The sequence below is a fragment of the Marinobacter sp. L-46 genome (genome assembly GCF_056859535.1).
Genome location: NZ_JBSXOP010000040.1, coordinates 57,898 through 70,290, shown reverse-complemented (window position 1 = coordinate 70,290; position 12,393 = coordinate 57,898). Strand labels below are relative to the sequence as shown.

The 12,393-nt window shown below is 59.7% G+C and carries 9 protein-coding genes; 1 reads left to right on the top strand and 8 read right to left on the bottom strand.

Going from position 1 to position 12,393, the window contains the following annotated elements; genetic code table 11:
* Nucleotides 1–25 precede the first annotated feature (25 nt).
* Nucleotides 26–1,312, bottom strand: coding sequence for a serine hydrolase domain-containing protein (locus AC13DJ_RS04105; RefSeq protein ID WP_482933228.1), 1,287 nt, complete (start codon nt 1,310–1,312; stop codon nt 26–28).
* A gap of 131 nt (nt 1,313–1,443) precedes the next feature.
* Between AC13DJ_RS04105 and ybaK the strand changes: the two genes are divergently transcribed.
* The gene (ybaK, locus tag AC13DJ_RS04100; RefSeq protein WP_288370216.1) at nt 1,444–1,914 is read left to right on the top strand and encodes a Cys-tRNA(Pro) deacylase; all 471 of its coding nucleotides are present in this window, start codon (nt 1,444–1,446) and stop codon (nt 1,912–1,914) included.
* Nucleotides 1,915–2,075: 161 nt separating this feature from the next.
* On the opposite strand, the gene AC13DJ_RS04095 is transcribed toward ybaK, so the two are convergent.
* The 7 genes from AC13DJ_RS04095 to AC13DJ_RS04065 all read right to left on the bottom strand — a co-directional run bounded on the left by AC13DJ_RS04095 (nt 2,076) and on the right by AC13DJ_RS04065 (nt 12,385).
* Nucleotides 2,076–4,319 carry an NADP-dependent isocitrate dehydrogenase gene (locus tag AC13DJ_RS04095; RefSeq protein ID WP_482933227.1) on the bottom strand — a complete coding sequence of 748 codons (2,244 nt, stop codon included), beginning with the start codon at nt 4,317–4,319 and terminating at the stop codon, nt 2,076–2,078.
* Between the two features lie 321 nt (nt 4,320–4,640).
* Nucleotides 4,641–6,629 (bottom strand): acetoacetate--CoA ligase, encoded by a 1,989-nt coding sequence (locus tag AC13DJ_RS04090; protein ID WP_482933226.1) that lies wholly within the window; start codon nt 6,627–6,629, stop codon nt 4,641–4,643.
* A gap of 16 nt (nt 6,630–6,645) precedes the next feature.
* The gene (locus AC13DJ_RS04085; RefSeq protein WP_482933225.1) at nt 6,646–7,428 is read right to left on the bottom strand and encodes a 3-hydroxybutyrate dehydrogenase; all 783 of its coding nucleotides are present in this window, start codon (nt 7,426–7,428) and stop codon (nt 6,646–6,648) included.
* A gap of 52 nt (nt 7,429–7,480) precedes the next feature.
* Complete coding sequence (locus AC13DJ_RS04080; protein WP_482933224.1) at nt 7,481–8,851, bottom strand: TRAP transporter large permease; 1,371 nt, start codon at nt 8,849–8,851, stop codon at nt 7,481–7,483.
* 17 nt (nt 8,852–8,868) lie between these two features.
* Nucleotides 8,869–9,396 (bottom strand): TRAP transporter small permease subunit, encoded by a 528-nt coding sequence (locus tag AC13DJ_RS04075; protein WP_474539733.1) that lies wholly within the window; start codon nt 9,394–9,396, stop codon nt 8,869–8,871.
* A 170-nt stretch (nt 9,397–9,566) separates the two neighbouring features.
* Complete coding sequence (locus tag AC13DJ_RS04070) at nt 9,567–10,652, bottom strand: TRAP transporter substrate-binding protein (RefSeq protein WP_199457723.1); 1,086 nt, start codon at nt 10,650–10,652, stop codon at nt 9,567–9,569.
* A 320-nt stretch (nt 10,653–10,972) separates the two neighbouring features.
* A complete protein-coding gene (locus AC13DJ_RS04065; RefSeq protein ID WP_199457722.1) occupies nt 10,973–12,385 on the bottom strand; it encodes a sigma-54 interaction domain-containing protein in 1,413 nt (470 codons plus the stop codon).
* Nucleotides 12,386–12,393 lie beyond the last annotated feature (8 nt).

The window sequence follows — 12,393 nt, the reverse complement described above, 5'->3', positions numbered from 1 at the left end:
ACTCCGTTAACCCCGGTGCCCCGGCTCACGCTGCCACCAGCCTGCGGCGATGCTCCGGCAATAACGGAAACTGCTTGCACACAGTATAGACAAACTTCCCCAGCGCGGGTAAATGATGGCCGACTATCGGGAAGCCGGTATTGAGCAGGCTGACCGAAATATCCCGGGCCGGGTCCGCCCAGCAGAACTTGTTGATCAAGCCCACGTGGCCAAAGGCATAGCGGCTTTGCGGCCCCCAGAGCCCCACCGGATTGCCGCCCAGCATCATGCCGGCACTGAAGCGCATGGGCAGCATCATGGTACGGTCCACCTGGAGGGATCCGAACTGCTGGATTGCACGCCGGATGGTGAGTTCGCTGCAGATCCGCTGGCCATTCCAGGTGCCGCCATTCAGAATCATCTGAAAAAACCGGCTCATTTCCTCAGCGGTGCCGCACAGGTTACCGGCGGGAATCACCGCTTCCTGGAAACGGGGATCATTGGTCACTCGCTCAACGGTACCGATGTCGCCCCCCAGCGCCCGGTTAACAATCCAGGACACCGGAAACCTCGGGGTAGGCCCGGTGGCGTAGTTACTGGCCAGGTCCGGAAGGTGTTCCGCACCAATACCGTAGGTGAACCATTTCATGCCCATGGGCCCGCGCAGGTACTTGTCCAGGTAGGCATCAATGCTGTCGCCGGTCACCTTCTCCAGCACCCGCTGCAACACAAAGCCGCCGGTGATGGCGTGGTAAGCCACCTTGGCGCCGTCTACTTCCACCGGCCGGGCGTTACACAGCAGGCGCCAGATTTCGTCTTTATCCCACAACACATCAATGGGGGTTTCCCGGGGAATGGCCGGAATGCCGCCCCGGTGCGACAGGATCTGGTGCACGGTTATGGTGCGCTTACCGCTGCTGGCAAATTCCGGGCAGTAGTAGGACACCGGGTCCATCAGGTTCACCAGCCCCTGCTCGGCCAGCATATGCATCAGCAAGGCAGTCACCGCCTTGGAGGCAGAGAAAAAGCAGATGGGGGTTTCGGTAGTCATCGGCACCCGGGGCACCGAGCGGGGATCGTGGGGCCCGTTACCCCGGCTGTGACCGATGGCGCGATGCAACACCTGTTCACCCCGATAACGCAAAGACAGCTGGATACCGGGATGAACCCCGGTCCGGTACAGGGCTTCCACGCTGCGCCACACGGCTTCCGGAACCTCTGGGGCCAGGCCAACCCGTTCCGGGTGCTCCGAGGCAGTGTCCCGGAAGGTGACCGAGTCCAGGTCCCGGGGAATGGCGCTGAGGTTCAGGGCGCGGCGAGCCAGTGAATGCATATTGTTGCCTTTGTTTTATATCTGAATGGTTTCACTATAGATCAAAGCACATCATCCGGCAGCAACCGGGGTGCAGTTACCGGCGCCCCGTGGTTTAATTCCGGCAAACCGTGATTGCAACAGGAGTCTGCATGACCCCCGGAATTCTCGCCGCCCAACGCGCCAAGGTGGCTTTTACCGTGCATGAGTACGAGCATGACCCGGCCGCCGAAAGCTACGGCAACGAGGCCGTGGAAAAAACCGGCGCCAATCCTGACCAGGTGTTCAAAACCCTGGTTGTCTCGCTGGATGGCAAAGACCTCGCCGTCGCCGTGGTGCCTGTATCCGCCATGCTCAGCCTGAAGCTGATTGCCCGGGCCGCCGGGGCCAAGAAGGCCGCCATGGCCGACAAACAGCTGGTGCAGCGCACTACCGGCTATGTTCTGGGGGGCGTCAGCCCGCTGGGGCAGAAGAAGCGCCTGAAGACGTTTATCGACGACTCGGCCCGCAACTTCGCAACCCTGTTTGTCAGCGCCGGAAAACGGGGCCTGGAGATCGAATTGGCTCCGGAAGACCTGGCCAGGCTCACCGGGGCTACCTTCGCGCCCCTGCAACAGGACTGATCCGGTGAATCACGCCAACGACCTTATCCTGATTAACCGGCAAGGCTTACCAGGAAGAACCCGACGACGGTGACTAGGCCATACAAAAAAACCGGAGAGCCCAGGGCTGTCCGGTTTTTCTGATCAGGGCCGGGTCAAGCAACCCGGCCTGGCCCTGGGCCTCAGGCCACGGATGCCCGTGCGTCGGCCAGGATCTTGTTCAGGGTAGCGCTCGGCTGCATTACCTCGCACACCTTCTCCATCGGCGGATGGTAGTAACCACCGATGTCGGCCGGGTGGCCCTGAACAACGGTCATTTCCTCAAGGATCTTGTCCTTGTTCTCTTCCAGCTGTGCTGACAGCTTGGCAAAGAACTCTTTCAGTTCCTTGTCCTCATCCTGCTTGGACAGCTCTTCCGCCCAGTAACGGGCCAGGTGGAAGTGGGAACCACGGTTATCCAGCTCGCCGGTCACCCGGGACGGAGACTGGTTGTTTTCCAGCAGTTTCTCAGTAGCCTTGTCCAGGGTCTGGCCCAGCAGACGGGCACGCTGGTTGCTCTGTTTCTCGCCCAGCTCGTCCAGGGACACTGCGGTGGCCAGGAATTCACCCAGGGAATCCCAGCGCAGGTGGTTTTCCTGGATCAGCTGCTGTACGTGCTTGGGTGCGGAACCGCCAGCACCGGTCTCGTACAGACCACCGCCGTTCAGCAGCGGCACGATGGACAGCATCTTGGCGCTGGTGCCCAGCTCCAGGATCGGGAACAGGTCGGTCAGGTAGTCACGCAGCACGTTGCCGGTTACGGAAATGGTATCCAGGCCACGGATCAGGCGCTCCATGGTCCAGCGGATAGCACGAACCGGAGACATGATGTGGATTTCCAGGCCTTCGGTGTCCAGCTCGGCCAGGTACTTCTCGACCTTCTTGATCAGCTGGGCATCGTGAGCACGCTCGTCGTCCAGCCAGAATACCGCCGGCATACCGCTGGAACGTGAACGGTTGACCGCCAGCTTGACCCAGTCGCGGATCGGCAGGTCCTTGGTCTGGCAAGCGCGCCAAATATCGCCTTGCTCAACGTTGTGCTCAGTCAGCACAGTGCCATCTTCAGCGACAACGCGAACGATACCGTCTTCCTTGATTTCGAAGGTTTTGTCGTGGGAGCCGTACTCTTCCGCCTTCTGGGCCATCAGGCCGACGTTCGGCACAGTACCCATGGTGGTGGGATCGAACGCGCCGTGGGTCTTACAGAAGTTGATCACTTCCTGGTAGATGGTGGCGTAGGTGGACTCAGGCATAACCGCCTTGGTGTCCTTCAGCTTGCCATCACGGGCCCACATCTTGCCGGAGTTACGGATCATCGCCGGCATGGAGGCGTCTACGATCACGTCGCTCGGTACGTGCAGGTTGGTGATACCTTTAACGGAATCGACCATGGCGATTTCCGGACGGTGCTCGTAGCAGGCGTGCAGGGCTTCCTGGATTTCTTCCTGCTTGGATTCCGGCAGTTGCTTGATCTTCTCAACCACGGAAGACAGGCCGTTGTTCGGGTTTACGCCGATTTCATTGAACAGGTCGCCGTACTTGTCGAACAGCTCCTTGAAGAACACCTTCACCGCGTGACCGAACACGATCGGGTGAGAGATTTTCATCATGGTGGCTTTCACGTGCAGAGAGAACATCACACCGGTCTTTTCGCAGTCTTCGATGGCGCCTTCGAAAAACTTCACCAGTTCCTTCTTGCTCATGAACATGCCGTCGAGCACTTCGCCTTCCTGCAGCGGCAGGTCGGATTTCAGAACGGTTTGCTCACCCTTCTTGTTCTCGAACACGATGCGGGCGTTGGTGGCCTTGTCCAGGGTTACAGACTGCTCGCTGGAGTAGAAGTCGCCACCGCGCATGTGCGCCACGTGGGTACGGGAAGCCGGGCTCCACTCACCCATGGTGTGCGGGAACTTGCGGGCAAAGGCTTTTACCGCAGCCGGTGCACGGCGGTCGGAGTTACCTTCACGCAGGACCGGGTTAACGGCGCTGCCCAGCACTTTGGAGTAACGTGCGTGGATTTCTTTCTCTTCGTCGGTTTCCGGGTTTTCTTTGTACTCGGGAACTTTGTAGCCCTGCTCGTTCAGCTCTTTGATGGCAGCACGCAGCTGGGGAATGGACGCAGAGATGTTCGGCAGCTTGATGATGTTGGCGTCCGGATCCTTGGTGTACTCACCCAATTCAGCCAGGGCATCCGGCACCCGCTGGTCTTCCTCGAGGTAGTCCGGGAAGCCTGCCAGAATACGCGCCGCGAGAGAGATGTCGCTGGTTTCGAAGTCGATACCAGCCGGCTTGGCGAAGGTTTCCAGGATGGGAAGCAGTGACCGGGTAGCGAGGGCGGGTGCCTCGTCGGTCAACGTGTAGACAATCTTGGATTTGGAGTTGCTCATTTTCGTCCTCAGGCTATGGGGTGGGTTCAGGACGGTCATGGCGCATTCGGGCGTCTTGTGAACGTCCGGTTTTGCCAGTGACTGATTCGGAACTTTTGATAGACCTACTAAGATAGCATTTTTTGCGGAATTTTGGTTACGATCTTAGTATAAGAACGTACGGATGATGCCTGATCTTCGGTTACAGGCTCATGAAATGGCGGGAATTTACGAAACTTTCTAACATTTGTTCGTTTTTCTGGCTTTGGAGTGATCGCGGTGGTTTCCGCAACCCTTTGCTCAGCGATGACGGCCGTCACTTTGTCAACAAAACACCCCTGATCATTCCGGTAACAAACCGGCCGCAGCCAAACGCTCCCGAATCCGGTCCAGCGCTTCCGGGTTACCCAGGGCATCCCGGTTATCGGCTTTGTTCGAGCCGTTGATCAGTCGGGCGACTGCCAGCTCGACCTTCTTGCCGCTGCGGGTGTAGGGGATGTCGGGCACTTCGACGATGTGTTTGGGTACGTGCCTTGGGCTGGCGCCTTCGCGGATTCGGGTTTTCAGGGTTTTGGCCAGGTCGTCGGTGACGGTCTGGCCTTCGGCCGGGACCACGAACAACACCACTTCCACGTCGCCGTCGATCTGGCGGCCGACGACGAGGCTATCTTTGATCTCGGCGACGGTTTCGACCTGTCGGTAGATTTCGGCGGTGCCGATTCTGACGCCGCCAGGGTTGAGGGTGGCGTCGGAACGGCCGTAGATGATGGCGCCGCCGTGTTCGGTGAATTCGATGAAATCACCGTGGGCCCAGACGCCGGGGAAGCTGTTGAAGTAGGCGTCCTGGTAGCGCGCGTTGTCCGGGTCCTGCCAGAAGCAGACCGGCATGGAAGGCAGCGGCTGGCGGCAGACCAGTTCGCCCCGGCCGTTGCTGACCGGCTGACCGTCATCGCCGTAGGCCACGGCGTCAACGCCCAGGAATCGGCACTGGATCTCGCCACGGCGCACTGGCAGCAGCGGGGTGGCGCCAACGAAACAGCCACAGATGTCGGTGCCGCCGGCGATGGAGCCGAGCAGGGCGTTTGGTGCGCCGTCGGTGTAGATCCAGTCGTAGTCTTCCGGCAGCAGGGGGGAGCCGGTGGAGAAGACGACGCGCAGGTGGCCCTGATCGAGTGTTTTGGCGGGCTGGAGTTCCGCTTTGCGGCAGCCGGCGATGAAGCGGGCGCTGGTGCCGAAATGGGTGACTTTTTCCAGCACCACCGTATCCCAAAGGAAGTTCAGGCTGGGATAGCCGGGGGAGCCGTCGACGGTGATTACGGCGGCGCCGGTCATCAGTGCCGAGGCCTGCCAGTTCCACATCATCCAGCCGCAGGTGGTGAAGTAGAGGAAGCGGTCTTCCGGGCCCACGTCGCCGTGGAGCATGAGTTCCTTCGCGTGGTTGACCAGCAAGCCAGCGGTGCCATGCACGATGCACTTGGGTTTGCCGGTGGTGCCGGAGGAATAGAGGATGTAGACCGGATGGTCCGGGTCCACGGGCGTGAACGAAGGTGCCTGCCCTGTACCAAAGGTCAGAGCCTCGTCCCAGGTGGTGACCAGTTTGCCTTGAATCGGGGCTTCATCTGGCAGCTGTTGGATGCTGATCACCACTTTCAGGGATGGCAGCTCTGCAATCAGTTCCGCGAAGTCGTCCTGGCGGGCAAACACCTTACCGCCGTAGCCATAACCGTTCACTACGATCAGGGCCGCCGGTTCGATCTGGCTGAAGCGGTCGTTGATGGCACCTATGCCGAAGTCCGGAGAGGCGGAACTCCAGATGGCGCCCAGACTGGTGGACGCCAGCATGCCGACCAGGGCTTCGTAGCCATTGGTGACCACGCCTGCGACCCGGTCGCCCTTGGCAATGCCCTTGCTTCGCAGGAAGGCTTCCAGCGCGCCGGCGTCGGCTTTCAACTCAGCGTAGGTCTTGCGCTGTGCAGGGCGGGTTTCGCAATAGGCCACCACGGCTTCTTTATCAGCATGGTCACCATCGGCGAGGCGCAGCAAATTGGCCGCAAAGTTCAGTTTCATGCCCGGGAACCATTCCGCGCCGGGCATTTCACGGTGGCCAAGAACCCGTTTGGCCGGTGCCTCACAGACCAGGCCGCAGTAGTCCCAGACTTTCTGCCAGAAAGTATCAAGCTCGGTGATCGACCACTGATGCAGTGCGTGGTAGTCGGCAAAGGGCCCGAAGCCCTGTTGCTCGAGCCAGTTCTTGAACTGGCCCATGCGGGATTGAGTCAGGGTGGCTTCTGTCGGGGTCCAGGCCACTTGTGATTGTTCTGCGTTGCTCATCCGTTTCTCCAGGTAATTACTGCATATGCCAACCATGGCTGACCACAATAGACTGACCGGTCAGGGCGGCAGACGGAAAAGCGGCCAGGTGTACGGCCAGCTCTGACACGTCTTCAAGGGTGGTGAATTTGCCGTCCACGGTGTTCTTCAGCATGACCTTGCTGATCACCTCCTCCTCGGAGATACCCAGCTCTCTGGCCTGCTCGGGAATCTGCTTGTCCACCAGCGGTGTGCGCACGAATCCCGGGCAGATGATGTTGCTGCGGACCCCGTGCTCGGCGCCTTCTTTGGCCACGGCCCGGCATAGACCGAGCATGCCATGCTTGGCCGCCACATAGGGCGCTTTCAGGGGTGACGCTTCCAGCGAGTGTACCGAGCCCATGTAAAGCATGGTACCGCCACTTTGGGCGTACATTTGCCGGAGCGCGGCCCGGGTGACCAGAAAGGCGCCGTCCAGGTGCACACTCATCACTTTGCGCCAATCATTGAAGGACAGTTTGTGTACCGGGTCAATGTGCTGGATGCCGGCATTGGCCAACGCAATATCCAGCCGGCCCCACTTTTCGACGATGGCCGCAACCCCTCGCTCCACGGCCTGCTCGTCAGTGACGTCCATGGCCAGAGCAAGTGCCGTTCCGCCCGCCTGCTCGATGGCGTCAACGGCGTCCCGGGCGCTCTCTTCGGTCAGGTCAGCAACGGCGACCCGGGCACCCTCGCGGGCATAGTGTTCGGCAATGGCACGGCCGATGCCCCGGCCGGCCCCGGTAATCAGGGCAATGCGATCTTGAAGACGATTCATCACAGTCTCCTTTGTTGTTTGATATCGGATGAACTCAGGGCGGCGAACCGGCTCAGGAGCCCCCATACACTTCGTTGGGCAACCAGGTTGCCAGCGGCTCAAACCAGAACACCAGGGCCAGCGCCAGTAACTGCAGTACAATGAATGGAAGCACGCCCAGGTAGATGTGACGGGTGGTGATGCCCGGCGGGCAGACACCCTTGATGTAGAACAGCGAAAAACCCACCGGCGGTGTCAGGAAGGAGGTCTGCAGGCAGATGGCGAACATAATCGCGAACCACACCGGCTCCACCCCCATCTTGAACAGTACCGGGGCCACCAGGGGCAACACGATCAGGGTGATTTCCACCCAGTCCAGGAAGAAGCCCAGCAAAAAGGTGATAAACAAGACCGTCAGCAACACGCCGGTGGTGCCGAAGGGCAGGCCAGTGATGGCGCCTTCGATCACCTCGTCGCCGCCGAGTCCGCGCAAGACCGACGCAAAGACCGTCGCACCGATGAAAATACCGAAGATAAACGCCGATGTACGGCTGGTCTGATACAGGGATTCCTTCAGGGTTGCCATGTCCAGGCGCTTGCTGACGAAGGCCATCAACAGGGCACCACCCGCGCCCACCGCTGACGCCTCAGTCGTGGTTGCAATGCCAAAGAAGATGGAGCCCAGCACTGCAATGATCAACACCATTGGGGGCATCACGGCTTTGAACACATCGAACAGGGCCCGCGCATCCAGCGGTTCGCGATTTTCCGGAGCCGGTGCCAGGTCCTTCTTCAGGAATGACGCGATGAGGATGTACAGAATGTACATGGCACCCAGCATCACGCCGGGTATCAGCGCCCCCATGAACAGTTTGCCGACGGAAGCATCAGAGGTGCCCAGGCGGTCTGCCATCAATACCAGCATGATGCTGGGGGGCACCAGAATGCCCAACGTGCCCACCGAACAGGCGGTTCCTACCGCCAGTGGTTTGTTGTAGTTGGCCTGCATCATGGGCCCGAGCGACAGCATGCCCAGCAACACCACCGAAGCGCCGACAATGCCGGTCGAGGCCGCCAGTAACACACCCACGATCACCACGGTGATGGCGTAGCCACCCCGGAGCGGGCCCAGCACACGCACCAGGCTGTGCATCAGTTTCTCGGCAATGCCGGAGCGGTCCAGCATGATGCCCATGAAAATGAACATCGGCAGCGCCACCATCAATTCATTGGCGACAATGCCGTAGATTCTGGCATCCAGCACCCCCATGGTGCCTTGCCAGGTAAACCAGAGCGGGGAGTCGAAATACTCCACCATCACGTGTCCGACAATGGCGAACACAAGACCAATACCCGCCAGTGACCAGGCTACCGGGAATCCCAGCAGCAGGAGCACCATGAAGCTGGCAAACATGGCGATAACAAGAATCGCTTCTACACCCATGACGTCTGCCTCGTTATTCAGGGATTGGGATGGCCGGTGGACCGGCGATCGTCGTTCGGAGGGGTGACCGCCCTGGGGAAGCCAAACAACAGCGTTGTGCAGCGGGTCGCTCTGGAAAGCAGCGCCAGCATCACGAAAGCCAGGCCAAGCGGCAACATGCTCTTGAAGATAAACCGGTACGGCAGCCCACTGGGTGCCTGGGATCGTTCGTTGTAGGTCCAGGCCGTCCAGGCATAGGGCACCAGGGCATGAATCATCAGGTAGATCACCGGCAACGCCAGCACAACAATGCCCAGCAGGTCGATCCAGGCCTGCGCCCTGGGCGAAAACTTTTCTTTCAGCACGTCTACCCGGACATGGTCATCCCGGACCACGGCGTAGCCGAGCGTCAGCATGGTGGCGATCCCGAACAGGTGCCACGACAGTTCCTCCAGAGCAATGGAGCCCTGCGACAACGCATACCGCGAAAATACGTTGATGAGCACAACAACGAGCACACCAATCCACAACCAGGAACTCAGGCGACCCACGGCCACAACCAGCATGTCCAGCCGCCAGGACAGCCCGTTGGCAGGCAATTCGGTATTACCGGGAGCCGTGGATTGACTGCCCACAGACGTATTGGAATCCGTCACAATAACCTCGATTCATTCGTACGCAGGAGGGAGTTGCAGGCAGCGATCCAGCGCTGCCTGCTGCGATCATCATCCGCGGATCAGTCGTACTGGTAGAAATCCCGGGGCAGGTAGCCCTTGGAGTGCCAGATGGAGTGATGTTCCATGAAGTCTCGCTGGCTGGTCAGAACCCGCTTGAACATCGGGTCTTTGGCTGCGATCTCGTCCAGCACCTCGTTGGTGACCTTCTGCAATTCCCGCAGCACGGGCTCTGGCAGGGTCTGGGCGCTCACACCTTCTTTCTCGTAGTCGCGCAGTGCGGTTGGCTGGGCCCACTCGCTCTGGGCAAAGCCCTTGAGCGTGGCAGACTCGCACCCCATCTCCACCAGTGCACGGGTTTGGGGTTCCAGCTTTTCCCAGGTGTCCTTGTTCACCAGCAGGTGGGAGGTGGTCAGAGTCTGGTGCCAGCCGGGCATGATGTAGTTCTTGATGATCTGGTCCAGGCCCAGCATCTTGTCGATGGCTGGCTGGGAGAACTCGGTGGCATCAATGGTCTTGCGCTCCAGAGCCTGGTAGATCTCGCCGCCGGGCACCATGGTTACAGAGGCGCCCAGCTTTTCCAGGACCTTGCCGCCAATACCGGCAAAGCGGATCTTCAGGCCGTCAAAGTCGTCCACACCTTCGATGGGCTGGGCAAACCAGCCGGCACCCTCAGGCCCGATGATCGAACAAAGCATCGGGTGAATGTTGCGCTCGGCGTAGATTTCTTCCAGCAGCTCCCGGCCATCGCCCTCGTAGTACCATGCCAGATACGCCGGTGGCTCCATGTTGAAAGGTGCACCGGAGTAGAGCGGCAGGGAAGGAATAGTGCCCTGGTCATAACCCACCCATGTGTAACCGGCGGGGTACTTGCCGCTGCCCACGGCATCCATGATTTCAAACGGGGGAACCAGTTCGCCGGGCTCATAGTAGCGAAGCTGAATATCTCCGCCGGAAACCGCTTTGAGGTTTTCCGACAGGTGTTTGACCGGTGTGGTCAAACCGATCAGGTGCGAAGGAAAGGCGAGGGGAACCTGCCAACGAACTTTCTCGGCAGCCAGCGCGTCGCTGCTGGCCAGGCTACCGGTGATGACGGCAGCGGCGGTAATGCCATAGGCAAGGCGAGAGACATTGAACTTGATCGACATGAACTGGATCCTTCTTTTTGTTGTCATCGACCTCCCGGCACAGGGCTGGAAGGCGAGTCTGAATAGGATCAGACAACGCAGGAAAACCTGACTGACTCGGTTTGGGTCCAACAATGGTGCGTCAGTTTGTTTTCAAGCGTTGTTCTGACGTCCTGCATCCGGATAACAGCACTCGTTGTGCCAAATAACACAACTGCATGATATTAAAGAGATTGTGACGTCAAACGGGAATGAAAAAGAAAACAGTTGTCCGAATATCAGGACACTTCTCGCTGTAGGTCGTAGTTATATGTCCTGAATTTCGGACAACTGTCCGGATTTCAGGACATTCTGGCCAGTTTTTCGTACAGCACAGAGCGGGAAATCCCCAGCAACCTGGCCGCCCGCGTCCGGTTGCCACGGCACGCCAGCAGAGCTTCTTCGATGGCATGGGCTTCCGCCTCGGCCATCACCCGGGCCAAAGGCCGAACCCGGCGCAACGACATGCGTGGTTCGGGCCCCGCACTGGCTGCCGGCAACACCTTAAAAATCGATTCAGCATCGAGCAGGCCATCATCCTCACTCATGGTCAGGGCCCGTTCCAACAGGTTACGCAATTCCCGAATATTGCCGGGCCAGTCGTAATGGCCCAACGCGGCAATGCCCTCGTCGGTGATTTCACCGGGCAAGCCCTGGCCGTCGCAGATATCACCCAGCAGCGCTTCACACAGCACCCCCAGGTCCACCAGCCGATCTCGCAAAGGCGGTATCGAAATCTCGAGTACATTGAGCCGGTAATACAGGTCCGACCGGAAGCTGCCGTCAGCGATCATGGCGTCAAGATTGCGACTGGTGGCGGCAATAACCCGCACATCCACCGGGCTGACGGTGTTCGAACCCAGTGGCTCAATCTCCCCCTCCTGCAACGCCCGCAACAGCTTGGCCTGTAACGGCAAAGGCATATCCCCCACCTCGTCCAGAAACAGGGTGCCACCGTTGGCGAGCTGGAACTTGCCCTCCCGGGTGCGCTTGTCTGCGCCGGTGTAGGCCCCCGGTGCCACACCGAAAAATTCGGCCTCCAACAGGTTTTCAGGCACCGCCGCCACGTTAACGCCGACAAACGGCTTGTGGGCCCTCGCGGATGCCGAGTGAATGGCCTGGGCCAGAACCTCTTTACCGGTGCCGGTTTCGCCCAGCAGCAATACCGGCACGTCACGACCCGATGCCAGCCGGGCCCGGCGCTTCACCTCAAGGGCTTGCGGGCTGGCCCCCACAAAGTCCGTCAGGTTGTAGCGGGTACCCCGGGATTTTTTGGCAAGCGCCTTGCGGGCGGCGGCCAGATCCTGATGCAGCCTGCGGAATTTGGCCACCAGAGGCGTCAGTGGCTGCAAATCGTCGTAGAGCACAAAGGCGATGGCGCCCACGATCTTGCCGTCATCGTCCTGTACCGGTATGCGTGTCACCACCAGCTGCTGGTGATTATGTTCCATGATGTCCAGCAATAGCGGCTTGCCGGAGGCGACCACCTCCGGCATTCGGGTATGGGGAATGATCCGGCGGACATCCTCGCCGATGGCAACCGACGGGGCCGGCAACTGCAGCAAATCGGCATAGCTCTGATTAATCCAGGTGATCCGGTTATCCGCATCAATGGCAATCGCGCCGGCGCTGGCCTGCTCGAACATTGGTGCCAGCGCATCGATCAACTCCCGGGTCAGTCCGGTTTTATGATTATCTGAAAACAGCTGTGTCATAGACGGCG